Origin of the sequence: Amycolatopsis keratiniphila subsp. keratiniphila (assembly GCF_001620365.2) — a bacterium.
Taxonomy (GTDB): Bacteria; Actinomycetota; Actinomycetes; order Mycobacteriales; family Pseudonocardiaceae; genus Amycolatopsis; species Amycolatopsis keratiniphila.
Window position 1 is genome coordinate 238,854 of record NZ_LQMT02000010.1, and the last position, 25,508, is coordinate 264,361.

Annotated in this window: 20 protein-coding genes; 9 read left to right on the plus strand and 11 right to left on the minus strand. The window is 69.4% G+C overall.

What is annotated here, in order from left to right:
• The first annotated feature begins 296 nt into the window (after positions 1-296).
• Positions 297-2,129, plus strand: coding sequence for an asparagine synthase (glutamine-hydrolyzing) (gene asnB, locus AVR91_RS09360; RefSeq protein ID WP_063273356.1), 1,833 nt, complete (start codon positions 297-299; stop codon positions 2,127-2,129).
• A gap of 22 nt (positions 2,130-2,151) precedes the next feature.
• Here asnB and AVR91_RS09365 read toward each other — a convergent pair whose 3' ends face one another.
• The 4 genes from AVR91_RS09365 to AVR91_RS09380 form a co-directional block, all read right to left on the minus strand.
• Positions 2,152-3,069: an ABC transporter permease subunit gene (locus tag AVR91_RS09365; RefSeq protein ID WP_063273357.1), complete on the minus strand. Its 918-nt coding sequence runs from the start codon at positions 3,067-3,069 to the stop codon at positions 2,152-2,154.
• A gap of 124 nt (positions 3,070-3,193) precedes the next feature.
• Positions 3,194-3,982: a transmembrane transport protein gene (locus AVR91_RS09370; RefSeq protein ID WP_063273358.1), complete on the minus strand. Its 789-nt coding sequence runs from the start codon at positions 3,980-3,982 to the stop codon at positions 3,194-3,196.
• A gap of 9 nt (positions 3,983-3,991) precedes the next feature.
• Entirely contained in the window at positions 3,992-4,855 is an 864-nt protein-coding gene (locus AVR91_RS09375) for an ABC transporter ATP-binding protein (protein ID WP_063273359.1), read from the minus strand.
• Positions 4,852-5,247, minus strand: a complete 396-nt coding sequence (locus AVR91_RS09380) for a GntR family transcriptional regulator (protein WP_016336295.1) — start codon at positions 5,245-5,247, stop codon at positions 4,852-4,854. Before AVR91_RS09380 ends, AVR91_RS09375 begins: the two co-directional genes overlap by 4 nt.
• A gap of 418 nt (positions 5,248-5,665) precedes the next feature.
• Between AVR91_RS09380 and AVR91_RS09385 the strand changes: the two genes are divergently transcribed.
• Positions 5,666-8,641 carry an AfsR/SARP family transcriptional regulator gene (locus AVR91_RS09385; protein WP_063273360.1) on the plus strand — a complete coding sequence of 992 codons (2,976 nt, stop codon included), beginning with the start codon at positions 5,666-5,668 and terminating at the stop codon, positions 8,639-8,641.
• Positions 8,642-9,050: 409 nt separating this feature from the next.
• Here AVR91_RS09385 and AVR91_RS09390 read toward each other — a convergent pair whose 3' ends face one another.
• The 3 genes from AVR91_RS09390 to AVR91_RS09400 all read right to left on the minus strand — a co-directional run bounded on the left by AVR91_RS09390 (position 9,051) and on the right by AVR91_RS09400 (position 11,756).
• On the minus strand, positions 9,051-9,494 hold the full coding sequence (locus tag AVR91_RS09390; RefSeq protein WP_083737485.1) for a hypothetical protein: 444 nt from the start codon (positions 9,492-9,494) through the stop codon (positions 9,051-9,053).
• Between the two features lie 251 nt (positions 9,495-9,745).
• Positions 9,746-10,747, minus strand: coding sequence for a Gfo/Idh/MocA family protein (locus AVR91_RS09395; protein ID WP_063273362.1), 1,002 nt, complete (start codon positions 10,745-10,747; stop codon positions 9,746-9,748).
• Positions 10,748-10,751: 4 nt separating this feature from the next.
• The gene (locus AVR91_RS09400; RefSeq protein WP_063273372.1) at positions 10,752-11,756 is read right to left on the minus strand and encodes a LacI family DNA-binding transcriptional regulator; all 1,005 of its coding nucleotides are present in this window, start codon (positions 11,754-11,756) and stop codon (positions 10,752-10,754) included.
• Positions 11,757-11,858: 102 nt separating this feature from the next.
• Here AVR91_RS09400 and AVR91_RS09405 point away from each other — a divergent pair, with 102 nt between their 5' ends.
• The 7 genes from AVR91_RS09405 (at position 11,859) to iolD (ending at position 19,329) form a co-directional block, all read left to right on the plus strand.
• Positions 11,859-12,758 carry a sugar phosphate isomerase/epimerase family protein gene (locus AVR91_RS09405; protein WP_063273363.1) on the plus strand — a complete coding sequence of 300 codons (900 nt, stop codon included), beginning with the start codon at positions 11,859-11,861 and terminating at the stop codon, positions 12,756-12,758.
• A gap of 132 nt (positions 12,759-12,890) precedes the next feature.
• A complete protein-coding gene (locus AVR91_RS09410) occupies positions 12,891-13,865 on the plus strand; it encodes a sugar ABC transporter substrate-binding protein (protein ID WP_143253955.1) in 975 nt (324 codons plus the stop codon).
• Positions 13,862-14,896 (plus strand): ABC transporter permease, encoded by a 1,035-nt coding sequence (locus AVR91_RS09415; protein ID WP_063273364.1) that lies wholly within the window; start codon positions 13,862-13,864, stop codon positions 14,894-14,896. Before AVR91_RS09410 ends, AVR91_RS09415 begins: the two co-directional genes overlap by 4 nt.
• Complete coding sequence (locus AVR91_RS09420; RefSeq protein WP_037342220.1) at positions 14,893-15,678, plus strand: ATP-binding cassette domain-containing protein; 786 nt, start codon at positions 14,893-14,895, stop codon at positions 15,676-15,678. Before AVR91_RS09415 ends, AVR91_RS09420 begins: the two co-directional genes overlap by 4 nt.
• Positions 15,675-16,607 (plus strand): 5-dehydro-2-deoxygluconokinase, encoded by a 933-nt coding sequence (gene iolC / locus AVR91_RS09425; protein ID WP_063273365.1) that lies wholly within the window; start codon positions 15,675-15,677, stop codon positions 16,605-16,607. Before AVR91_RS09420 ends, iolC begins: the two co-directional genes overlap by 4 nt.
• Positions 16,604-17,494 (plus strand): 5-deoxy-glucuronate isomerase, encoded by an 891-nt coding sequence (gene iolB / locus AVR91_RS09430; RefSeq protein WP_063273366.1) that lies wholly within the window; start codon positions 16,604-16,606, stop codon positions 17,492-17,494. The genes iolC and iolB overlap by 4 nt, the downstream gene beginning before the upstream one ends.
• Complete coding sequence (gene iolD / locus AVR91_RS09435; protein WP_143253944.1) at positions 17,491-19,329, plus strand: 3D-(3,5/4)-trihydroxycyclohexane-1,2-dione acylhydrolase (decyclizing); 1,839 nt, start codon at positions 17,491-17,493, stop codon at positions 19,327-19,329. The genes iolB and iolD overlap by 4 nt, the downstream gene beginning before the upstream one ends.
• Positions 19,330-19,333: 4 nt before the next feature.
• On the opposite strand, the gene AVR91_RS09440 is transcribed toward iolD, so the two are convergent.
• The 4 genes from AVR91_RS09440 to AVR91_RS09455 all read right to left on the minus strand — a co-directional run bounded on the left by AVR91_RS09440 (position 19,334) and on the right by AVR91_RS09455 (position 25,451).
• The gene (locus AVR91_RS09440) at positions 19,334-20,200 is read right to left on the minus strand and encodes an NAD(P)-dependent oxidoreductase (protein ID WP_063273367.1); all 867 of its coding nucleotides are present in this window, start codon (positions 20,198-20,200) and stop codon (positions 19,334-19,336) included.
• Between the two features lie 98 nt (positions 20,201-20,298).
• Positions 20,299-20,871, minus strand: a complete 573-nt coding sequence (locus tag AVR91_RS09445; protein WP_063273375.1) for a TetR/AcrR family transcriptional regulator — start codon at positions 20,869-20,871, stop codon at positions 20,299-20,301.
• 44 nt (positions 20,872-20,915) lie between these two features.
• On the minus strand, positions 20,916-21,662 hold the full coding sequence (locus AVR91_RS09450; protein WP_063273368.1) for a maleate cis-trans isomerase family protein: 747 nt from the start codon (positions 21,660-21,662) through the stop codon (positions 20,916-20,918).
• Between the two features lie 12 nt (positions 21,663-21,674).
• Entirely contained in the window at positions 21,675-25,451 is a 3,777-nt protein-coding gene (locus AVR91_RS09455) for a non-ribosomal peptide synthetase family protein (RefSeq protein ID WP_228709166.1), read from the minus strand.
• Positions 25,452-25,508 lie beyond the last annotated feature (57 nt).

The following is a 25,508-nucleotide window of genomic DNA, read 5'->3' on the forward strand; positions in this document are numbered from 1 at the left end:
ATCAGGAGCACGGCGTAGAGCAAGTCGGCCACTAAGCACCTCTCAGGACAGGTCACCCCATCGGTGACCAGGACCCCGCAACACTGCGCCAGGTCACGGCGCTTCCGGCGCGGGACTGACGGCCTCTTGATGCCCCGATCGGGTGCCTTTACGACTTCTTGATGCCCGGTGACGTGCCCCACAGACCGTGACGCACTGCGGACGGAGCGTGCAATTCGGGCAGACAAGCCGCGCGAACCGTGTTACACCAGTGTTACGGATAGTTGTATGTGCTAACTAATCACCAGGAGGTAGCGATGTGCGGAATCGCCGGGTGGGTCTCCTATGACACGGATCTGACCCAGCGTCGCGAGGTCGTCGACGCGATGACCGGGACGATGGCGTGCCGCGGACCGGACGACTCGGGCACCTGGGTCCGGCCGAACGTGGCACTGGGTCACCGGCGGCTGGCGATCATCGACCTGCCGGGCGGCAGGCAGCCGATGGCCGAGGCCGGGCTGGCCGCGATGGTCTACAGCGGTGAGGCGTACAACTTCACCGAGCTGCGCGAGGAACTTCTCAAGCGTGGCCACAAGTTCGAGACCGACAGCGACACCGAGGTCGTGCTCCACGGCTACCTGGAGTGGGGCGACGAGGTCGTCGACCACCTCAACGGCATGTACGCCTTCGCGATCTGGGACGAGCGCGACGAGAAGCTCGTGATGATCCGCGACCGCATGGGCATCAAGCCGTTCTACTACTACCCGACCCCGGACGGCGTCCTCTTCGGTTCCGAGCCGAAGGCGATCCTGGCGAATCCCTTGGCACGCAAGGTGGTCGACACCGACGGCCTGCGCGAACTGATGGCCATGACCAAGACCCCCGGCTGGTCGCTGTGGAAGGGCATGCACGAGGTCGGCCCTGGCACGATCGTCACGGTCGACCGCTCCGGGATCCGCACGCGGACGTACTGGAAGCTCGACGCGAAGCAGCACACGGACGACCAGGAGACCACGGTCGAGCGGGTCCGCGAGCTGATGACGGACATCGTGCACCGGCAGCTGATCGCCGACGTGCCCCGCTGCGTCCTGCTCTCGGGCGGGCTCGACTCCAGCGCCGTCACCGGTCTCGCCGCGGCGCGGCTGGCCGAACAGGGCGAACGGCTGCGCACGTTCTCCGTCGATTTCCAGGGCCAGGAGGAGAACTTCAAACCGGACGAGGTGCGCGACACCCCGGACTCGCCCTTCATCCGCGACGTCGCGCAGCTGGTCGGCTCCGACCACAAGGACGTCGTGCTGAACCCGGCCGAGCTCAGCGATCCGGAGGTCCGCCGCAAGGTGCTGGCCGCGCGGGACATCCCGGCCGGGCTCGGGGACATGGACACGTCGCTGTACCTGCTGTTCAAGGCGATCCGCGCGGAGTCGACGGTGGCGCTGTCCGGTGAATCCGCCGACGAGGTCTTCGGCGGTTACCGGTGGTTCCACGACGAGGCCTCGGTGAACTCGGGGACGTTCCCCTGGCTCGCCTTCCGGATGGGGCTCACCAGTGAGCGGGGCGCCCTCCTGCGCGGCGAGGTCCAGGACAAGCTGGATCTGCCCGGTTACATCGCCGACCAGTACGCCACCGCCGTCGCCCAGGTCGAGCACCTCGACGGCGAAAGCGAGCAGGACCGCAAGATGCGCACGGTCTGCAACCTGCACCTGAGCCGGTTCGTGCGGATGCTGCTGGACCGCAAGGACCGGGCGTCGATGGCGGTCGGGCTCGAAGTGCGTGTGCCGTTCTGCGACCACCGCCTCGTCGAGTACGTCTACAACACGCCTTGGTCGCTGAAGACGTTCGACGGCAGGGAGAAGAGCCTGCTGCGGCACGCGACCGAACACGTGCTCCCGACGTCCGTGCGGGATCGGGTCAAGAGCCCGTATCCGTCCACTCAGGACCCCGGCTACGCGGCCGCGTTGCAGCAGCAGGCCAAGGAGGCCCTGACCGAACGGGACAACCCGGTGTTCGAGCTGGTCGACCGCGACTGGCTGCACCGGGTGTCCGAAGTGGACCCGGTGACGATGTCCTCGGCCCAGCGCTCCGGGATCGACCGGGCGCTGGACCTCTACCACTGGTTCGACCTGTACCGGCCCGAACTGCAGCTGGACTGAGGAAACCGGTCCGCCGCCGCACTCAGCGGCGGCGGACCGTGCCCCCTGCCGCGATACCCCCGAGCACCACGGTCGCGGCGAGCAGGATGCCCGCCTCGGTCCATTGGAACCGCCAGAACCGGCCGGCGGGCTGGTAGACGGTGAAGTCCCGGTAGCCCGCCGCTTCGACGCAAGCGTTCATCCCCTTGCCGCGAGGGCATTCGGGCACCTCGTCGAGCAGGCTCAGCTCCCGGCCGTCCGGCGCGACCCGGCCCGCCCGCACGATCAACCCGTCCTTTGTGGAGGGATCGACGCCGACCGTCCGGACCGGCTCGGCGTAGTGCGGCCGCAAGAGCATCAGGGTGATCGAGGCCGCGACGAACACCGCGGCCGTGATCGCGATGGCGGGCACGGTCTTGCGCACGATCACCCCGGCCGCGGCACCGAGGACGAACGCGAACAGCCACCACGCGGCGGGCGCGATGCCGACGGCACCGAAGTACGACGTCTCGTTCAGCGTCTCCGCCTTGCCGGGGAAGATCTCCAGCCACCGGCCGAACATCTGTCCCGAAGCGAGCCCGGCGAGCGCCGCGGCCACCGCGAGGACGCCGAACTTGGCGGCCAGCCAGCGGCCGCGGCTCACCGACTGCGTCCAGACGAGCTGATACGTGCCGCGTTCGTATTCCCTGGTGAGCAACGGCGCGCCCCAGAAGACACCGGCCAGCAACGGGACGAACGGCAGGATCACGATCAGCGGGTAGATCTTCTGGTAGAGGTCTTCCAGCCCCGCGTCGTACTCGCGGCAGGGCACGCCGCCGCCGTAGCAGTACGAGGCGATCTCGCCGCTCGCGGCGCCGAGGGCGGTTTGGCCGGACACGAGCAGGATCCCGCCGAGCACGGCCAGGAACCCCAGGGTGACGAGCAGCTGGGTGCGGTGCTGCCGCCAGGTGAGCCAAAGCAACTAGCTGTGCCTTTCTCTTGGTCTGATGTGCCGGGTTGCGAAAGCCACTCTCGCAACCTTCAACGTTGCGAAAGTGGCTTTCGCAACATGAACGCCGGGTCCCGGCCGCGACACCTGTGCCCTTCTAAGAGCGGCGCCGCACGGCGAAGGTCGCGGCGACGGCGAGCAGCAGCGAGAACCCCGTCAGGATCGCGGCTTCGGTCCACTGGAAGCGCCAGTACCAGTCCTGTGGCAGGACCTTGAGCGCGGTGATCTCCCCGGCGGCGTCCCTGATCATTTCCACGACCCGGCCGACGGGCTCCTTTCCGAGCGGGACGAGGTCGGGTTCCGCGTAGCCGTCACGAACGTTGCTCAGGCCGATCATCAGGCCGACGGCCACCGCGATGGTGACGGCGATGGCGGGCAGGGTCTTGCGGATGAGCGCGCCCGCGGCGGTGCCGAGCACGAACCCGAAGAGCCACCACGCGCCGGGTGCGACGCCGGTCATCGTGAACAGGACCGGGTTGTCGAACCGGCTGGTGAAAGCGGTGTCGCCGCGGTCGGCGGGGAAGGCCGCCACCCAGCGCTGCATCATCGCGCCGAACGCGAGCCCGCCGAGGGTGGCGAGAACGGCGAGGAACCCCAGCTTCACGCCGAGCCAGCGGAACCGCGAGATCGACTGGGTCCAGGCGAGTTTCGTCGTGCCGCGCTCGTATTCGGCCGCGACCAGCGGGGCGCCCCAGAACACGCCGATCGCCACCGGGACGACCTGGAGCCAGGAGAGATAGGTGTACAGATCCTTGAAGAGCTTCGCCGGATCCGGGCTGTCCGCGGCGGCGTTCCCGTTGACCAGCAACAGGATCCCGACGGCGACGAGCAGGCCCGCCGTGATCAGCAGCTGCATCCGGTGCTGGCGGTAGGTGACCCAGAACATCGTTCCCCCTTACGCCGAAGCCAGTGTCGGGCGAGGCAGGCTCGCGGATTCGGGGCGCCGCAGGTACGCCAGCACCAGTTCTTCGAGGTTCGCCGGCCGCTCGCTCCACTGTGGACCCAGCGGAACCGGTTCGGTGCGGGCGAAGACGGTCGCTTGCCTCCCCGCACGGGCCTCGTCCACGACGGTGACCCTCCTGGCCAGCGCGTCGGCCTCCTCCACCGGACCGGTGAGGGTGCGGTGCCCGGCGACGAGTTCGTCGATGTCGCCGCTGACCTGGACGCGGCCGCCGTTGAGGACGATCAGCCAGTCGCAGGTGTTCTCCAGATCGGAGACGACGTGGGACGAGAGCAGCACGGTCATGCCGGTTTCGGCGACCGCCTCCATCAGCCCGCGCATGACCTCGTGACGGGCCAGCGGGTCGAGGTTCGCGAGCGGCTCGTCGAGCACCAGCAGGTCCGGGCGTTTCGCGAGCGCGAGGGTGAGCGCGACCTGCGCGCGCTGCCCGCCGGACAGCTTGCCGACCTTGTGGTTCAAAGCGAGCCCGAGCGAATCGACGCGCTTGAGCGCGAACTCGTCGTCCCAGCCGGGGTTGAGGCGCCTGCCGAACTTGAGCATCTCGGCGATGCTGAAGCCCGGGTACAACGGCTTGTCCTGGGCGAGGAAGGCGGACGTTCCCTGGATCGAGACCGAGCCGAGGGTCGCGTCGAGCAGCCCGACGGCCAGGTGGATGAAGGTCGTCTTGCCGGCGCCGTTGGGCCCGACCAGCGCGACGACGCGTCCTTTCGGGACGGAGAGGGAGCAGTCGCGCAGCGCCCACTTGCGGCGATAGCGCTTGGCGAGGCCGGTCGCCTCGAGGACGGGTTTCTCAGTCACGCGGTTCGCTCCCCTCGAAAGCCGTCGACCACCACTGAGGTGAACAGCGCCTCGACGTCTTCCTGATCCAGCCCCGATTCCCGCGCGTCGCGGACCCAAGCCCCCAGGCTTTTCCGCAACCGCGTGCGCTCCGCGAACGAAGCGCCTCCGAGCGTCTTCTGAACGAAGGTGCCGAGGCCCGGCTTCCCTTCGACGAGCCCTTCGCGTTCCAGCTCGCGATAGGCCTTGAGGACGGTGTTGGGGTTGATCGCCAGCTCGGCGACCACCTCCTTCGCCGTCGGCAGCCGGTCCCCCGGCTCCAGCAACCCCAGGCGCAGGGCGTTCTTGACCTGCTGGACGAGCTGGACGTACGTCGCGACGCCCGAGCCCTTGTCCAGGTGGAAGGTGACCACTGGCAACACCCTTTCACTAATTAAGTAGTGAAAGGGTGCAGGCAGACGTCCTCGCCTGTCAAGTGATCACGTGGGAAAAGACGTGAAGGCCCCCTTGAGGGACTCTGGATCCCTCAAGGGGGCCTTCACGGAAAACCCCAGCCCCAGTCAAGAAGAAGTGCCAGTTCGACGACACGGGGGAAGACGTCGAGCTGGCACTACCCCCAACCCCCACCGCCGTCAGATGGCGGTGCCTGTGCAAGTTGAAGGTGCCCACCGTCGTACCGGAACCGAATGGGGGGGTCCTGCCCGTCTGGTTGGTTGGGCACGGTTCCGGCGACGGGTCCTCGGTGGACACCCGGCAAGGATCACGCCGTCCGGATGCAGGGCGCTTGCACTACGCTTGCAGGCTCTGACGAGGGTGAGCGGAGGTGGCCGGGTGGAGTTCCGCGTCCTCGGCGCCGTCGAGGCGTGGGCCGGTGGCGTTCCGGTCGATCTCGGCTCGCCCAAACAACGGCTCGTGCTGGCGGTCCTGCTGCTGGAGGCGGGCAAGCCGGTGCCGCGCGACCGGATCATCGACCTGCTCTGGCCCGAAGAACCGCCCGCCAGTGCGCGGAACACCGTGCAAGCGCTGGTGTCCAGGCTGCGTGCGGTGTTCCGCGGCGCGGGCGGGCCGGAGATCGTCTCCGAGGGGACCCGGTACCTGCTCAAGGTCGACGCGCGCCAGGTCGACCTGCACCGCTTCACCGAGCTGACGGCGCAAGCCCGCGACGCCGACGACGAGACGGCCGTGGAACTCCTGGACGAGGCCCTCGGCCTGTGGCGCGGCGAGGCGTTGTCCGACGTAGTGAGCGGCGAGGTCGCGCAACGGCTCCGCGGCGGCCTGCACGAGGCACGCTGGACCGCGTTGGAGGATCGCGCCGAAGCGCAGCTGCGCCTCGGCCGCGGCAGGCAGGTCCTCGCGGAGCTGACCGAACTGGTCGCCGCGCATCCGCTGCGGCAACGGTTCGTCGGGCAGCTCATGCTCGCGCTGCACCGCGAAGGCCGGACCGACGATGCCCTCGATGCCTTCCGTTCCCTGCGGGACCGGCTCGGTACCGAGCTGGGCCTCGATCCCTCTCCCGAGCTGCGACGGCTGGAAGCCGCCATCCTCGCCGCCGATCCCGCGCTCGAACCCGCGACCAGGTCCGAAGCGGTCCGCCCGGCCCAGCTGCCACACGACGTCCGGGGCTTCGCCGGACGGGCGGCCGAATTGGAGCGGCTCGACGAGGCGGCCCATGCGGGCGGAGGCACCGATATCTGGGTCATCAGCGGGACCGCCGGAGTGGGCAAGACCGCGCTCGCGGTCCGCTGGGCGCACCGCGTCCGCGACACGTTCCCCGACGGCCAGCTCTATCTCGACCTGCGCGGTTTCGATCCCGACCACGAACCGCTCACCCCGGCCGTCGCGCTCACCCAGCTCCTGCAGGCACTCGGCACCGCACCCAAGGCGATCCCGCCGGACATCGACACGCGGGCCGCGTTGCTCCGTTCCCTCCTCGCCGACCGGCGGGTGCTCCTGGTGCTGGACAACGTGCGCGACAGCGGGCAGGTGCTGCCGCTGCTGCCGCCGTCGGGCACCGTCCTGGTCACCAGCCGCCAACGGCTCGGCGACCTCATCGCCCGCACCGGCGCCCGCGCGCTCCCGCTGTCGGTGCTGCCCGCCGAGGACGCGCGGCATCTGCTGGAAGCCGTGCTCGGCAGCGAGACCGTCGCCGCCGAGGAAGGCGCGGCCGCGGAACTGGCCCGGCTGTGCGGGCATCTCCCGCTCGCCCTCCGGATCGCGGCGGCCAACCTCGGCGCCAGTGGCGAACCCGAGATCGCCGAACTCGCCCGCGAGCTGGCCGTCGGCGACCCGCTGGCGGAGCTGACCGTCGACGGCGCCGAGGAAAGTGCCGTGACCACGGCGTTCGGCGTCTCCTACCGTGCGCTTCCCGAGGAGCACCGCGAGCTGTTCCGCCGTCTCGCGCTCGTTCCCGGCCAGACGTTCACCGCCCCCGCTGCCCAAGCGCTGACCGGCGTCCCGCACTCGAAGGCGAATCAGCAGCTCAAGGCGCTCGCGGCGGCGCACCTGGTCGAGCGCTACACGCCGGGGCGCTACCGGTTCCACGATCTTCTCCGCAGTTTCGCGGCGGGCCGCACGCTGTCGGAGGACACGAAGGCCGAACGCGAGGCCGCGGAGAGGCGGCTCTTCGAGAGCTACCTGACCACGGCCGACGCCGCGGGCCGCGCCCTCATCCCGCATTTCCTGCGCCTGCCGCGCGAAGAACCGGCGGACGCACCGTTCGCCGACACCGACGAGGCGCTGGCTTGGCTCGACGCCGAGTGGCCGAACCTCGCCGCCGCCGTCGAGCACAGCGCCGAACACGGTCCGCCCGAGTTCTCGTGGCATCTCGCCGACGCGCTCCGCGCCTTCTTCCACCAGCGCGGTCATCACGCGGAATGGATCGACACCGCGTCGACGGCGCTCAAAGCCGCCCGCCGCAGCGGAGCCGGGCAGGCGCAAGCGGCGATGCACCTGAGCATCGCGCTCGCCTGCGTCAACAGCGGCCGCTACGACGAAGCGCGCGAACACCTCACCAGCGCCTTGCGCGGCGACCTCCTCGACGGCTGGGACGCCGGCCGCGCGGCCGTGCTCAACAACCTGAGCGCCGTGCACCAGCGTCTCGGCGACCCGCAGGAAGCGATCCGCTGCGGGCTGGAATCCCTGCGGCTGTGCGAAGAACTGAACATGCCCGCCGTCTCGATGGCGCTGGCGAACCTCGGTTTCCCGTACTGGCAGACGGGTCAGCTCGACGAAGCGCTCGCCAACTTCACCCGCGCGCTGGCGGTCTCCGAACGGGACGGCGCGCGGTTCAGTGTCGCGGTGCTGCTGGTCGACCTCGGCAACGTGCACCGTGACCTCGGCCTTCCCGACGACGCCTACGACTTCTACACCCGCGCGCTCGCGGCCAACCGCGAACTGGGCTACACCTACGGCGAGGCGACCGCGTTGTCCGGCAGGGCCGTGCTCGAAAGCAGACGCGACCCGAGCGAGCAGAACCGCACGGACGCGCTCGACGCCGTCGAACTCACCCGCAAGATCGGCGACCGGGGCACCGAGGCCTGGACGCTCGTCGGGCTCGGCGAAGTCTGCCTGCGGCTCGGCCTGCCCGAGGAGGCGGCCGAGCACTATCGGCTCGCGCTGTCCATCGCGCGGACGACCAGTTTCTTCTGGTGTGAGGCCGCCGCGCGGACCGGGCTCGCGGAAACCCTGCTGAAACTGGGAAAGCTCACGGAAGCCCAGACGCACGGTGAACTGGCCCTCGAACTCGCGGCGCGCTCCGGCTACCGGCTCGTCGAAGAACGCGCGAAGCTGATCCTGGACGAGCTCTAGCGAGGGGGCAGGGCAAACGTGTCGTGACGCCACGGCATGTCGCGAAAGCCACTTCCGCGACGCCTGACGTCCCGAAGGTGGCTTTCGCGACTCTGCCGCCGGGTGGTCGTGAGTGTTTCGGGTCGTCAGAGCCAAGGGTGTCTTGAGTACCTACGCGGAGGGCGGCTGCGGCTGATCCAACCTGCGTCAGTAGGCACTAGCGGAGTGGTGTGGGCTGAAGGCTCCCTTCACCGAGTCTGATGCGACGAAAGGCGCCTTCGCCCCCGGTCGGCTACGGGGAGCGGCGGTTCGGTCGCAGGTGCCGCCTCGTGAGTGTTTTGGGTCGTTAGAACGACCCGAAACACTCACGACCCGGCGTGCCCTGGTCCCGGACACTCCTCCCGGCAAGACACATTTGCCCTTCGGCGCTCTAGCTCTTCTTCCCGTAGGACTTCACGCTGCCGGCGATCGCCGCCGCGACCGCCGCGAGAACGCTGAAGACGATCATCAGCGCCATCGCGGTGCTGTCGCTGTCGTCGAAGCTGAAGAGCCACTTGACCTGGTTGCTGAAGGGCGTTCCCCAGACGAGCGGCATCCCCACGAACACGGCCACCACGTAGAACACGCAAAACCCGAACAGCGTCCACACGCCGGGAATCCTGCGAGCGAACGTGAATCCGGCCGTGACCACCAGCACGACAGCGGAGAGGGCGCCGCTGAGCATGTTCTGCACCGTGATGGCCGACAAGCCGCCGTTCGCCTCGGTGGCGACGAAGACGTTGTAGAGCGCGAACCAGACGAGCATGGCGGCGGCGAGCAACGCCAGGACACCGGCGATCACCGCGGCCGGGGCGTTGGCCCGCGGTTTGGGCATCGGCGGCTGACCGTACTGAGGAAAGCCGGGCCCCGGTGGATTCGGCTGCATCCGCTCTCCTCGCCCGTTCGGTCGCTGTCGTTCGCGATCACCCTAGCGAGCGGGGCGCTTCTGCGGTGACCGGTGGCAGGAAGTTGTCGGCGTCCGGAACGGATCTTCGTACATTCCCAAGTACATGAAGGGGTCCTTCATTGCGCTAGGCGCAAGGAAGGGGGCCTTCATGTACTTGGCAGCGTGCAGAGAAAGCGTGCTCAGACGCGGACCTCGTCCACCCGCACCGGACGGCGTTCACGGCGCGAGACCTCGCAGGCTTCGGCGATGTAGAACGCCTCCAGCGCGTCCGCGGCACCGCACGGGCTCGGCGCGCGACCGGCGGCGACGTCGAGGAAAGCCTTCAGTTCGCTGATGTACGCAGGGCGGAAGCGTTCCATGAACCCGGGGTACGCCGGGCCGGGCAACGGCTGGACGCCCGGTTCCACCGAGGTCAGCGGTGCTCGGTCGTCCAGGCCCACCACGACGTTGCCCGCCGAGCCGAGAACCTCCAGCCGGACGTCGTAGCCCGCACCGTTGTAGCGCGTCAGCGAAACCACCGCGAGCGTTCCGTCGTCCAGTGTCAGGGTCGCGGCAGCGGTGTCGACGTCACCGGCGTCGACGAAGAAGCGCTCGCCCTTGTTCGTCCCCACGGCGTAGACCTCGACGACCTCGCGGCCGCTCACGAACCGGACGACGTCGAAGTCGTGCACGCCGCAGTCGCGGAACAGGCCGCCGGAATGCGCGACGTACTCGGCGGGCGGGGGTGCCGGGTCGAGCGTGGTCGCGCGCAAGGTGTGCAGCCAGCCGAGCTCGCCCGAGGCCACCGCCGCCCGTGCGGCCGCGTAGCCCGCGTCGAACCGGCGCTGGAAACCGATCTGCACCGGGACGTCCGCACCGGAGATCTTGTCGATCACCGCGAGCGTTCCCGGGATGTCGGCGGCGACCGGTTTCTCGCAGAACACGGGGATCCCCGCGTCCACGGCCTTGAGGATCAGCTCCGGATGCGCGTCCGTCGCCGCGGCGATCACCAGACCGTCCAAAGAGGACGCGAACAGCGAAGGGATGTCCGCCGCCGCCTCGACGCCGAGTTTCGCCGCGGCGGCCTGGGCGCGGGCGGCATCGACGTCGGCGACGACCACGGACGAAACCTCGTCGAAGCTCTTCAAGGTCTCGGCGTGCGAAGTGCCGATCCGGCCGGTGCCGGCGAGTCCCAACCTCATGTGGTTACCTTTCTGGAGCGGCGGTGGTCGATCGGACCACCAGCGACGGGTGCAGCAGATGGCGGACCGGTTCGGCGCGTTCACCCCGGATCCGTTCGAGCAGTGCTTCGACGGCCAGCCTGCCCATCTCGGTGCGCGGCTGGTCCACAGTGGTCAGTGACAGATGGCGCAGCGCGGCGAGCGAGGTGTTGTCGTAGCCGACGACGGAGACGTCTTCCGGCACGCGCAGGCCTGCCTCTTCCAACGCGGAGATCGCACCGACGGCGTTGAAGTCGTTGCCCGCCACCAACGCGGTCGGCATTCCGCCTTCCGGTGGATCGCCGAGCAGTTCGTGCACGGCCTTCTCTCCGGCGGTGTCGGTGTGCTCGCTGCGCACGATTACCGGATTCAGCCGATGCCGCCGCATGGCCTGCAGGTACCCCCGGCGACGGGCGGCCGCGCCGGCGGCGAGCCCTCCGTCCAGATGGGCGATGCTTTTGTGTCCCAAGGAAACCAGGTGATCCACGGCGAGCGCGGACCCGGCCTCGCCGTCGTCGTTCACCGTGTCCACACCCGCCGCGCGCGACGTCCGCGACACCAGGACGACGGGGCTTTGCGCGGCCGCTTCCTCGATCGCCGACGCGGGGACCACCGGCGACAGCAGGATCACCCCGGCGGGCCGGAAGGACAGCAGGCTCTTCAGCGCGGCACGCTCCCGCGCGGGACTCCGGCCGCCGGTGTTGAGGATCAAATGGAACCCGGCCGCCTCGGCCGCCGCGTCGAGCCCTTCGACGACGTCGGCGAAGAACGCGTTGCGGAGATCGGAGACCATCACGCCGAGTACGGTCGATGTCCGGCTCGCCAGCGACCTGGCCATCGCATGCGGCTCGTACCCCAGTTCGTGCGCCGCGCACAGCACGCGTGTGCGCCGCTCGTCCGAGACGTTCGGCGCGTTCCGCATCACCAGCGACACGAGCGCACGGGACACCCCCGCTTTCGCGGCGACGTCCTCCATCGTCGGTCGCGCCATCTTCACGGTCTCCCTGCCCTTGACTTTACTGTGACGGACGCTACATGATTAGAGCGCTCTAATCAATAGAGCGCTCTAACCCCGATCCCCCGGAGGCCGCCGATGACCGTCACGACACCCCGGATCCGCGTCGCCGCCGCCCCGATTTCTTGGGGCGTCTGTGAAGTCCCCGGCTGGGGCCGCGTGCTCGACGCGGGGACCGTGCTGGGCGAGATGGCGGAGCTGGGCGTGCGCGCCACCGAGCTCGGCCCGCCCGGATACCTGCCGCGAGACCCGGCCGAATTGCGCGAACGGCTGAGCGGCCACCGGCTCGAACTGGTCGGCGGCTTCCTCGCCGTCGTCCTGCACGAGAATCCCGAAGCCGCGCTGGCGGAGGCCGAAGAATCCGCCGCGCTGTTCGCCGCCTGCGGCGGGACCATGCTCGTCGTCGCCGCCGCGACCGGCCTCGACGGTTACGACGATCGGCCGGAGCTGAGCGACACCGAATGGGCGACGCTCGTGGAAACCTCCGGCGGGATCGCGGAAATCGCCGCGCGGCACGGTCTCCGCACCGTGCTGCACCCGCATGTGGGGACGCATGTGGAGACCGAGCGGGAGGTCGAGCGTTTCCTCGCCGATTCCGATCTCCCGCTGTGCCTGGACACCGGGCATCTCCTGATCGGCGGGACCGATCCGGTGGCGCTGGCGAAACGCCATCCCGGACGGGTCGGGCATCTGCATCTCAAGGACGTGCGCGGGGAACTCGCCGAGGAGGTCCGCGCCGGAAGGCTTCCCTACGCCGAAGCGGTGGGCAAAGGTCTGTATGTCCCCTTGGGCGACGGGGACGTCGACATCGAAACGATGGTCAGGTTCGTCCACGAGGCGGGCTACGACGGGTGGTACGTGCTCGAACAGGACACCGCGCTGAGCGAGGGGAGCCCGGAGGATCTGCCGAAGCGGGATGTGGCCAGGAGCCTGGCGCATCTCGACGGAATCGTCAGCCGGCTCCCGGCTGCCAGGTAACGGAAGAAGCGAGGAGTGACGACGATGTCCCATCGCTTGAAGAAATGGCGGCGCAACAGTGCTTGCGAAGAGGAACCCAAACGGGAACCCGCTCTGTCAAAGCGATTCCGGTCGCGGGTTCCCAAGACGACACTGAAAAGGGCCTTGGTGGTCGTGGCGGGGCTGTTGCTCCTGTCCGCGTGCACCGGGCCGAAGGCCGAGGAGAAACCCGCGGCGGGCGCTGCCCCGGAGACGATCCAGCCCAGCGGGCCGCTGCGGGTCGCGGTCATCTCGCACGGCACCGCCGGTGACGCGTTCTGGAACGTGGTCAAGAACGGCGCCGAAGAGGCGGGCAGGCAGCTCGACGTCCAGGTCGAGTACAACTCGGACGGAGACCCCGGCAACCAGGCCAAGCTGATCGACAACGCGGTCGCCCAGCGCGTCGGCGGGCTCGTGGTCTCGATGGCGAATCCGGAGGCGCTCAAGACCTCGATCGAGAACGCGGTCCGCGCCGGGATCCCGGTCATCACCATCAACTCCGGCGAGGACAAGAGCGCGGCGTACGGCGCGCTCACCCACGTCGGGCAGAACGAGACCATCGCGGGCGAGGAGGCCGGGAAGAAGTTCCGGGAGCTCGGCAAGAAGAAGCTGCTCTGCGTCGTCCACGAAGCGGGCAACGTCGGGCAGGCACAACGCTGCGACGGCGCCAAGACCGGCTTCGCGGGCGACGTGCAGACCCTGCAGGTCGACATCAGCAACCCCACCGATGCCGAATCCCGGATCAGGGGCGCGGTACAGACCGACTCCTCCCTCGACGCCGTCCTGACGCTGAACTCGCAGGTCGCCGCCCGTGCGGTGAGCGCGATCAAGGCGGTCGGCTCGACGGCGCAGGTCGGCACGTTCGACCTCAACACCGACGTGGTCGGTGCGATCAAGTCGGGCGACGTCGTCTTCGCGGTCGATCAGCAGCAGTACGAACAGGGCTATCTCCCGGTGCAGTTCCTCAAGCTCTACCGGGACAACGCGAACGTCGTCGGCGGCGGGAAGCCGGTGCTCACCGGTCCCGACCTGGTCGACAAATCCACTGTGGACACCGTCGGCCGGTACGTGCAAAGGGGCACGCGATGACAACCACCACCCTCGACGAACGGCTCGCGAAACCGCGGCTGATGGACAGGCTGGTCGTCCGGCCCGAGATCGGCGCGCTGCTCGGCGCCGTCGTCGTCTTCCTGTTCTTCACCGTCGTCACCGACCAGTTCTTCAGCGGCAGCGGCGTGGCGACCTGGCTGGACGACGCCTCGACGCTCGGCATCATGGCGGTCGCGGTGTCCCTGCTGATGATCGGCGGCGAGTTCGATCTCTCCGCCGGGGTCATGACGGCGTCCACCGCGCTCGTCACCGCGACGCTGGCGACGCAGGCGGGCTGGAACGTCTGGCTCGCGCTGTTCGCCTCGCTGGTCTTCGCCCTCGCGGTCGGCGCGTTCAACGGCTGGCTGGTGATGCGCACCGGGTTGCCCAGTTTCATCGTCACCTTGGGCACCTTCCTGGCCCTGCAGGGGCTCAACCTCGGCGTCACCCGGCTGGTCACGGGCACCGTCCAGGTGTCCGGGATGCGTTCGACCGACGGCTACGAGTCCGCCGGCTTCGTCTTCGCGTCCACTGTGGACATCGGCGGGACGGCGTTCCAGATCTCGATCCTGTGGTGGATCGGGTTCGCCGTCCTGGCGGCTTGGCTGCTGGTCCGGACCCGTTTCGGCAACTGGATCTTCGCCGTCGGCGGCTCCGCGCAGAGTTCGCGCGCGGTCGGGGTGCCGGTGGTGCGCACCAAGATCATGCTGTTCATGACCACCGCGCTCGCCGCGTGGCTGGTGGGCTCGATCAACATCCTGCGGTTCGCGAGTGTCCAGGCGAACCAGGGCATCGGGCTGGAGTTCCAGTACATCATCGCGGCCGTGATCGGCGGCTGCCTGCTGACCGGCGGGTTCGGTTCGGCGATCGGCGCCGCGATCGGCGCGCTGATCTTCGGTATGGCCCGGCAGGGCATCGTGTTCGCCCGCTGGGACAGCGACTGGTTCATGCTGTTCCTCGGCGTGATGCTGCTGTCCGCGGTCCTGGTCAACAACGCCTTCCGGCGGCGAGCGGAAAGGGTCCGGCGATGAGTCGTCTCCTCGAAGTGAAGGACGTCGGCAAAACGTACGGCAGTGTGATCGCCTTGCGCGACGTCTCCACCGTGGTCAACGCGGGCGAGGTCACCTGCGTGCTCGGCGACAACGGCGCCGGGAAGTCCACGTTGATCAAGATCCTGGCCGGAGTCCACCAGCACGACAGGGGCGAGTTCCTGGTCGAGGGCGAGCCGGTCAAGTTCGCCTCGCCGCGTGAAGCGCTCGATCGCGGGATCGCGACGGTGTACCAGGACCTCGCGGTCGTCCCGCTGATGAGCGTGTGGCGGAACTTCTTCCTCGGTTCCGAGCCGACGGTCGGGTTCGGTCCGTTCCGCGCGCTGGACCGGAAGAAGGGCCGCGAGACGACCAAGAAGGCGTTGTCCGACATGGGCATCGACCTGCGCGACGTCGAGCAGCCGGTCGGCACGCTCTCCGGTGGCGAGCGGCAGTGCGTCGCCATCGCGCGGGCCGTGTACTTCGGGGCGAAGGTGCTGATCCTCGACGAGCCGACGGCCGCGCTGGGCGTCAAACAGGCGGGGGTCGTGCTCAAGTACGTCGCGCAGGCCCGTGACCGCGGGCTCGGCGTCGTACTGATCACGCACAACCCGCATCACGCGTATCCGGTGGCGGATCGTTTCCTGCTGCTCAAACGGGGTGCGTCGCTCGGCGCCTACGAGAAGTCCGAGATCGACCTGGCCGAACTGACCAGGCAGATGGCGGGCGGCGCGGAACTGGAAGCCCTCGAACACGAATTGCGAGCCGCGGAGTCCCCTTCATGACCGTTCTCGAAGCACTGACCGTCGGCCGGGTCGGGGTGGACCTCTACCCCGAACAGAGCGGCGTGCCGCTGGCCGGGGTCAGCACCTTCGCCAAATCGCTCGGCGGCACCGCGACCAACGTCGCGGTCGCCGCCGCGCGGCTCGGCCGCTCGACGTCGGTGCTGACGAAGGTCGGCCCGGACGGCTTCGGCGAGTACGTGCGGCAGGCGCTGCGGGAGTTCGGCGTCTCCCCCGAGCACGTCGGGACGTCGGAAGGGTTGCAGACGCCGGTGGTGTTCTGCTCGCTGGACCCGCCCGCGGATCCGCCGCTGCTGTTCTACCGGTCCCCGATCGCCCCGGATCTGACCATCGGCGAGCACGATGTGCCCTGGGACGTCGTGGAATCCGTTCCGCTGCTGTGGGTCACCGGGACGGGTGTCTCGGTCGAACCGGCGCGCTCCACCCAGCGCGAGATGCTCCTGCGGCGCGAACGCCGGTCGCATACCGTGCTGGATCTCGACTTCCGGCCGATGTTCTGGCCGGACACCGGGACGGCGCGCGAGGAGATCGGCTGGATGCTCGACCACGTCACGGTCGCGGTCGGCAACCGCGCCGAGGCGGAGGTCGCCGTGGGCACGGCGGATCCCGACGAGGCCGCGTCCCGGATGCTGGCCAGAGGTGTCGAGCTGGCGGTGATCAAGAAGGGCGCCGAAGGTGTGCTGGTGGCCACCGCCGAAGGCCGCTGGACCGTGCCGCCCCAGCGGGTCGAGGTCGTCTGCGGGCTCGGCGCCGGTGACGGTTTCGGCGGTGCGCTGATCCACGGCCTGCTCTCCGGCTGGGATCCGGTGCGCATCGCCACCTACGCCAACGCGGCGGGCGCGCTCGTCGCCTCGCGGCTCGCCTGCGCCGACGCCATGCCCACCGCCGACGAGATCGAGGAGTTGCTGTGAGCAAGCTGCACCGTCCACTCGGGACGCTTTCCGACGAGCGGGATCCGGTCCGGCTCACCCCGGACTCGGCGGGCTGGACCTACAGCGGGCTGCGGGTCCTCTCACTGGCCGCCGGGGAAACCAGGGTGCTGCGCACCGGCGAATACGAGGCGTTCGTCCTGCCGCTGGCGGGATCGTGCACGGTCCGGGTCGACGGGCAGGTCTTCGAGCTGGCGGGGCGGGACTCGGTGTTCACCCGGGTCACGGATTTCGCCTATGTGCCGCGCGACGCCGAAGTCGAGTTGTCGACAGCGGCGGGGATCGAGGTCGCGCTGCCGATGGCCCGCTGCGGCCGCCGTCTCGAACCGCGCTACGGACCGGCCGAGAACGTGCCGGTGGAGGTGCGCGGGGCCGGGCAGGCGACCAGGCAGGTCACCAACTTCGGCGTACCGGGCGTCTGGGACCACGCGGACAAGCTGAACGCCTGCGAGCTGATCACGCCGGGCGGCAACTGGTCGTCGTACCCGCCGCACAAGCACGACGAGGTGTCCGAATGCGAGGTCGTCAACGAGGAGATCTACTACTTCCGCATCGCCGGCCGCGACGGTGTGACCCCTTCCCGCGAAGGGTTCGGCCTGCACCGGACGTACACCGCCGACGGTGAACTCGACGAGGACGTCGCGGTCCGGGACGGGGACGTCTTCCTGATCCCGCGCGGCTATCACGGTCCTTGCGTCGCCGCGCCGGGCTATCCGATGTACTACCTGAACGTCCTGGCCGGGCCCGCCGACGAGCGGTCGATGGCGTTCTGCGACGACCCCGCGCACGGCTGGGTCCGTGACACGTGGAACGACCAGGAGCTCGACCCGCGCTGCCCGGTCACGAGCCACGAAGGGCGGGTCTCATGAAGCTGACCACGGCACAGGCCCTGGTGCGCTGGCTGCTCGCGCAGCGGTCGGAAACCCTGGACGGGCGGGAAGTCCCGTTGTTCCCCGGGGTGTTCGCGATCTTCGGGCACGGCAACGTCCTCGGCCTCGGCACCGCGCTGGAGGAGTACCGCGACGAGCTTCCCCTGTGGCGCGGGCAGACCGAGCAGGGCATGGCGCTCGCGGCGGTCGGCTACGCGAAGGCGACGCATCGGCGCCAGGTGGGCGTGGTGACGTCGTCGATCGGGCCCGGCGCGCTGAACATGGTCACCGCGGCCGGGGTCGCGCACGCGAACCGGCTGCCGGTCTTGCTGCTCCCCGGCGACACCTTCACCAGCCGCGCCCCGGATCCGGTGCTGCAGCAGGTGGAGCATTTCGGCGATCCGACGGCCACGGTCAACGACGCCTTCCGCGCGGTGAGCCGGTACTTCGACCGGATCACCCGGCCGGAGCAGCTGCTCTCGACCTTGCCGCAGGTCGCCAGGGTGCTGACCGATCCGGCGGACGCGGGGCCGGTGACGCTGGCGCTCCCGCAGGACGTCCAGGCCGAAACGTACGACTTCCCGGACGCGTTGTTCGCGCCGGTGACCCATCGCCCGCAGCGGCCACGGCCCGATCGCCGGGCACTCACCGAAGCGGCGGGCGAGCTGCGGGCGGCGCGGAAACCGTTGCTGGTGCTGGGCGGCGGTGTCCGGTATTCCGGCGCGGGCGAGCGGGCGCTGGCCTTCGCCGGACGGCATGGCATCCCGGTCACCGAGACCACGGCGGGGCGCACCCTCGTGCCGCACGGCCATCCGCTGTACGCCGGTCCGCTCGGCGTCACGGGCTCGACCTCGGCGAACGTGCTGGCCGCGGAGGCCGACGTCGTGCTGGCCGTCGGCACGCGTTTGCAGGACTTCACCACGGCGTCCTGGACGGTGTTCTCCCCCGACGTCCGGCTGATCACGCTGAACGCCGCCCGGTTCGACGCGGTCAAGCACGGCGCACTGGCCGTCGTGGGTGACGCCGACGCGGGTCTCGTGGATCTGTCGGCCCAGCTCGAAAACTGGCACGTCGATCCATTATGGACAGAGCGTGCCGCGGCGGAGCGAGGCCGCTGGGACGCGCATATCGACACCCTGCGCGCCGTTTCCGGCGAAGTGCCGACGTATGCCCAGGTCGTCGGCGCGGTCAACGATCTCTCCGAGCCGCACGACTACGTGATGACCGCGTCCGGCGGCATGCCGGGCGAACTCATCGGCGGCTGGCGCGGGTCGGGCTCGATCAGCATGGACGTCGAGTACGGGTTCTCCTGTATGGGTTACGAGCTCGCGGGTGCCTGGGGTGCGGCGATGGCGCATACCGAGGGCCTGGTCACCACGATGCTCGGCGACGGTTCGTACCTGATGCTGAACTCGGAACTGTTCTCGGCCGCCTTCGCCGGGCATCCTTTCGTGGCGGTGGTCTGCGACAACGACGGCTACGCGGTCATCGCACGGCTGCAGGAGGGGCAGGGCGGCAAGCCGTTCAACAACCTCCTCGGCGACTGCCGGAGCGCGCACGCCGATCCCCCTCGGGTCGACTTCGCGCGGCACGCGGAGTCGTTGGGGTGCGCCGTGTTCCCGGCGTCCACTGTGGACGATGTGCGGGCGGCCTACGCGAAGGCGCGGGAAGCCGCGGTGGCCGAAAAGCGACCGGCGGTGGTCGTGGTGCGGACCCGGCCGGACTCGTGGACCGAGGCCGGCGCGTGGTGGGAAGTCGGCGTTCCGGAGCACCTCTCGGGACGGGAGGGAATCGAACGCGGCAAGGCGACCCAGGTGCGCTACCTGCGCATTTAGTCCTCTAAATGCGGTCGGTGAAGCTGGCGAAGTAGCCGGCCGCCATGTCCTCGTCGCCGTGTCCGGCCTCGGACGCGCGGGCGAAACGGGCCCGCCCGGCCTCGACGGCGTCCATCCGGACACCCGCGCGGGCCGCGGCGGCCAGCACCAGCCGGGCGTCCTTCTCGGCGTTGTCGACCGAGAAGGCGGTGGTGTAGTCGCCGTTGAGGATCGCGGCGGATTTGGCCTGGAAGTAGCCGTTGTCCATCGGGCCGCCGGTGACGACGTCGACGAAGTGCCGCGGGTCGACACCGAGCCCTTCGGCCAGCGCCAGCGCCTCGCCGACGCCGTGGGTCAGCGCGATCACCCAGGTGTTCAGCACCAGTTTGAGCCTGCTCGCGGCGCCGGTGCGGCCGTCTTCGCCGACCCACAGCGTGCGCTTGCCGATCGCGTCGAACAGCGGCTGGACGGTCGCCCGTGTGTCGGCCGCGCCCGCCGCCAGCACGATCAACTGGCCCTGTTCGGCAGGCTGGCGGGTGCCCTGCACCGGTGCGTCGACGAAAACGAGCCCCTGCTCGTCGGCGTACTCGACCAGTTCCTCGACGGCGTCGCCGACGGTGCTGAGCTGCACCCAGATCGTGCCCGCGGCGGGGGCGGCCGCGCGGATGGCCTCCAGCACCGCCTGGCCGTCCGTGAGGACCGTGATCACGACACGCGCGCCGTCGACGGCTTCCGCGGCGCTCCCGGCGACCTCGACACCGTGATCGGCGAGGGCTTCGGCCTTGGCCGCGGTGCGGTTCCAGGCCCGGACCGCGAAGCCGACCTTGCTCAGATTGCGCGCGACCGGGGCACCGATGATTCCGGTGCCGAGCACCGCGACGGTCTCAGTCATGAGTTACCTGCTCCTTGCCGATAGTGGAATGCTCGTTAAAGAATCAGCGCGAAAGAAATCCGTGTGAGCGCGGGGGTTCTGTCACGAAACCTGGAACATCACAACGCCTGGATGGTGGTTTCGACTACTTGGGTGAGCGCCTGCCGGTCCGCGGTCTTGCCCAGGACCCGCAGGCCGTACATCGCGGCGAGGGTGAACCGTGCCAACGACCGCGGATCGCCGCCGATCTCACCCTGTTCCCAGGCGGCGGCGAACTCGGCGTGGAACGCGTTCTCCACGCGCTCGAAGTTGTGGCGGACGCGGGCGGTGACCTCGTCGTCGATGCCGCCGAGCTCGAGGGCGGCGTTGACCGCCAGGCAGCCGCGGTGCGCGGCGGACGAGTCCAGCTCGTCGTCGACGACGTCCATCAGGACACGTCTGATCCGCGCCCGGATGGTCCCCGGCGCGGCCAGCATCTCCTCGACCCTGGTCGCGGACGTCTCCTCGTAGCGCCGAAGCGCCTGGCTGAACAGCTGCTGCTTGCCCGAAAACGTGTTGTACAGGCTGCCCCGCCCGAGCCCGGTGCCGTCGACCAGGTCCTGGGCCGACGTGGCGGCGTATCCCTTGCGCCAGAACGTGCCGACCGCGGCGTCGAGCACCTCGGTGGGATCGAAACCCTTGGGGCGGGGCATGCCGTCCAGCATCCCACGTTCTGTAACGATCAGTCAAATACCGGTCAGTGCTCCGTCAGCAGGGAGCCGAAGCCGCGCACGCGATCGGCGACACCGTTCTGCCGCAGCGCGTGCCAGTACAGGACGACGTTGTTCGAGAGCACCGGTTTGCCGAGCCAGAACTCGGCGGCCGCCGCGAGCCGAGCCATGGCGACGTTGGTGCCGACCTGGACGATGGCCTCGACGTCGGCGTGGTCGACCTCCTTGACCGCGTCGCGGAGCGCGGTCTCGGAGACGTGCGAGATCTTGGCCGGGCTGGGCATGCCGAGACCGTGGACGCGCAGCAGGTCGTAGCCGTTGTCGCCGAAGAAGCGCCGCACCGGATCGTCGCCGACCGGCAGGTACGGCGTGATGACCGCGATCCGGCGGGCGCCGTACGTGGCGAGCGCGGCGTTGATCGCGTCCGGGCTCATCGTCACCGGCCGCCCGCCCGCGGCCTCCCGCATCGCGGCCAGGACGCGGCCATGTGCCTCCGGTCCCTCCCAATGGCTTTCCGGGGAGACCCCGATGATCACGCAGCCGGGGTCGCAGCCGACGACACCGCGGATCGCCGGCCGCGTCGACCGCCGGATCCCGTGCATGACGTGGTCGAACCCCGGTTCGTCGACCATCGGGTCGTCTTCGATCACCATCCGGCCGGTGTGGTTGGTGACGCCGTCGGGGCGCAGCGCGTCCAGTTCCGGCTGCGCCGAGGTGTTGGTGGACGGGACCACGACGCCGACCTTGAGGCGGGGACCGAGGGAGTCGGGCACTGACGTTCCTCCTTAGCTCAGCCGGGCACGGATCGCCGTCACCAGTTCGGCGACCCCGTTCTCCTTGAGGACGCTGTAGTGATCGCCTTCGAGCGTCACCACCTCCGGTGGCGTGGCCGAGTACCCGGAGCTGTTCTCGACGAACGAGTAGTCGTCGCCGTCGGCCTTGAACAGCGTCACCCGGGCCACGATCCGCCGCCGCGCGAGTTCACGGAAGGTGTAGTCGAACTCGTAGGTCTCCTCCACGATCCGGACGATCCGCCGGATCAGCTGCTCGCCGAGCGCGGGCAGCAGCTTCGCCACGAACGCCACGAAGCCGTCTTCGTCGCGAACCGTTTCCCGGCAGGCCACCGTTTCCGGCCCGGAGATCGACCCGAGGAAGACCGACAGCAGGATCGTCAGGTACGCCGGGTTCGCGTAGCTCGCCACCCGCTCGCCTCCGACCTCGGGATTGCCCGGGCAGATCAGCAGCAGGTCGGTCACCCGCTGCCCCTGCTGTTCCAGCTGCCACGCCGTTTCGAAGGCGACCCGCGCGCCGAACGAGTAACCCCACAGCGTGTACGGCCCCTCCGGCTGGACGCGCCGGATCTCGGCGACGTCGGCCTTCGCCATCTCCTCGACGGTGGCGTACGGCGTCTCGCCCGCGTTGATCCCGTGGGCCTGCACGCCGTAGAACGGCCGCCCCAGGCCGCTTTCCGAAGCCAGCGACCGCAGGTTCATCGGGTAGCCGCCCAGGCCGGGCCAGCAGAACACCGGGCGACCTTCGCCGGTCGCCAGCGGGACCAGCCGTGACGACGGCCCGGCGGAATCCTCGCCGATGCGGGCGGCGAGGTCGGCCAGCTTCGGGCATTCGAAGACGACCTGCAGCGGCAGCCGGGTGCCGTACTCGCGATTGATCCGGTTCACCAGGGAAACCGCGGTCAGCGAGTTGCCGCCCGCGGCGAAGAAGTCGTCGTGCGCCGAGACGTCGTCGTAGTTCAGCGCCTTGCCCCACACCCCGGCCAGCCACCGTTCGTGGCTCGTCGAAGGAGCGACATACGGCGCGCCCGTGCTCGCGGAACGGACGGCGTCGGTCTCCGCCAGCGCGTGCGCGTCGACCTTTCCGTTGGCGGTCAACGGCAACGCGTCGAGTACCAGAACCCGGTTCGGGATCATGTAGTCGGGCAGGGTGGTCGCGAGTTCGTCGCGGATGATCTCCGCCGGTCCCTTCATGTGCACGGCGTCTTCGCGCATGCCCTCGCTGCGCACCTGCTCCGGGCTCACCTTGCCGCCGACGAAGAAGTACGACGGACCCGGGGCGATCCCCTGCCCGGCGAGGATGTCGTCGATCCGCCGGGCCGCGGGCAGCGGGTGGCCGCTCTTCGAGCTGTAGCCCGACGACATGAAACCGAACCCCGAACCGTTGCGCTGCAGGCGATGCAGCTTCGCGCCGAGGACGATGTACGCCAGCCGCTCGTCGGCGGTGCGGCTCACCGCCGTGATGCCGAAGGCCGCGCGTGCGTACACCTGCTGGTTGATCGCGATCACGTGTTTGGCCTCGATGAGCTTGCCGGAGATCCGTTCGAAGTCCCCGCCGCGCCAGCGGTAGGTGCCGGCGGGGAGACCTCTGACGCGGCCCGGATGCGCTTGGACGAACAGCTCGACGTCGTCCCGCCTGGGCGCACCGTCGTCGGCGTGCAAGGAGAACGTGCCGAGGTAGTGGTCTTCGGCGGCGGCACCGGCCCGCGCGGCGACGGCGGGATCGGACGCCGCCGGGCTGATCGTGAGGCCGTATCCGGGCAGGATCTCCTCGAACACCGCGACCATGTGCCCCGTCTCGAACTCGAGGACCTCGCGGATGTTGTTCTTGTAGACCGGTTCGATGGCGCCGGTGCGGCCGATGAAGTGCACCGAGTGCCCGGCGCCCGTGCTCGCGCCGATCCGGACCAGCGTGTGGTCGACGGGGTGGTAGTAGTACAGCCCGGCGCCGAGTCCGTCGAGACCGCTGGTCTCCAGGTACAGCTGGGTCGCGTACAGCGCGCCCGGCGAGGCGTACGCGTACTTCGGCAGCAGCCGCTCGTCGCTGCGGAACCGGCCGAACCACCGCAGCAGCTCACCCAGTTCGGCGAACGTGAGTTCGCCGGGTTCGCGCGAACGCGTGCGGACCGGCTCCGGTGCCAGGAGTGCGGCGAGGTCGTCGCGGGTGACCTCGCCGCCCTCGTAGTAGCGGTAAGTCTTGCGGGCGAAGACTTCCCGCCGCTGCCGATCGGTTTCCCGCTTGCCCGGCAACGCGATCGCGGGACGATCGGCGAGGTCGCGGACACCGGGATTCGACAGCTGCGCCTTGACCTGCAGCTTGCTGGCCTTCGACTGGTGGTGCCCGCCATGGTTGCCCTGATCCATCACCGCGGCTTCGCGGGGATTCAGCTCCACACAGGCGACGAGCGCCTTCGAGCCGGTCCGCGCGTCGTCGGTCACCACCGCCGCGGCCCGGCGCACCCACGTGTGCTCCTCGATCGCCACCGCGATCTCGTCCAGCTCGACGCGGTAACCGCGCAGCTTGACCTGGTTGTCGGCACGGCCGACGAACTGCAGGGTGCCGTCCGGGTTCCACTGGACGAGGTCGCCGGTGCGGTACAGCCGTCCGGTCGGCACGAACGGGTTCGGCACGAACTTCTCGGCCGTCTGCTCCGGCCGGTTCAGGTAGCCCCGCGCGAGCTGCACGCCGCCGATGTACAGCTCTCCCGTCTCCCCGATGTCGACCGGGGACATGGCGGCGTCGAGCACGAAGCACTCGGTGTTGTCGGCCGGTACGCCGATCGGGACCGTTCCGGCGCTCTCGCCGATCGTGTCCGGGTCGACGACGTGGGCGGTCGCGTTGATCGTGCATTCGGTCGGCCCGTAGAGGTTGATCAGCCGTGCCGACGGCAGCTCACCGGCGAGATCCTTGGCCAGCCGCCGTGAAAGCGCCTCGCCTCCGGAGAACAGTTTGCGCAGCGTGGTGCAGGTCGCGAAGCGTTCGGTGTCGAGCAAGGCCTGCAGCAGCGTCGGGACGCACTGCAAGGTCGTGACGCCGTGCTTCACCACCGTGTCGATCAGCGCTTCGGGATCCCGGAAACTCCCCGGCGCGCTCATCACCACGCGGGCGCCGGCGGCGGGCGCGAGGATCTCCCATTGCGCGGCGTCGAAACTCATCGGCGTCTTCTGCAGCACCGTGATGTCCCGGCCGAGGTGACCGCAAGCCTGTAGCCAGCGCAGCTGCGACACGACACTGTGGTGCTCGATCATCACGCCCTTCGGTTTCCCGGTGCTGCCGGAGGTGTAGATGACGTACGCGAGCGAGTCCGGCCGGGGACCGCGCGGTACGCCGGCCGTTCCGGAGTCGGTCACCGAGACGATCCGCGTCCCGGCCGGCACCAGCCCGGCCAGGCGCCCGGCGAGGTGCGGCTGAGTGACGACGACGCCGGTACCGCTGTCTTCGAGCATGTACCGCAACCGGTCTTCCGGATATTCCGGGGACAACGGCAGATAGGCCGCCCCGGAAGCGAGAATTCCCCACGCGCCGGTCATCAGGTCGGCGGAGGGCTCGACGTGCAGGCCGACGGTGTCGTCCACGCCGATTCCCAGCCCGGTGAGATACGCGGCGAGTCCCACGCTCGTTTCTTCGAGTTCGTGAAAGGTCATTTCGCGCTCGCCGTCGACGACGGCGACCGCCTCGGGCCGTGTCTGCGCCCAATGCCCGAGCAGATCCGTGAGGCAGGCGCCGGAACGGACCCGATGCGGCGGTGCGAGGTTGTCGATCGGTGGCATGGCCATCCCCCAGTGCGAATTCCGTGGTTTTCGTTTCCCTTGCCAAAGGAGTGACGC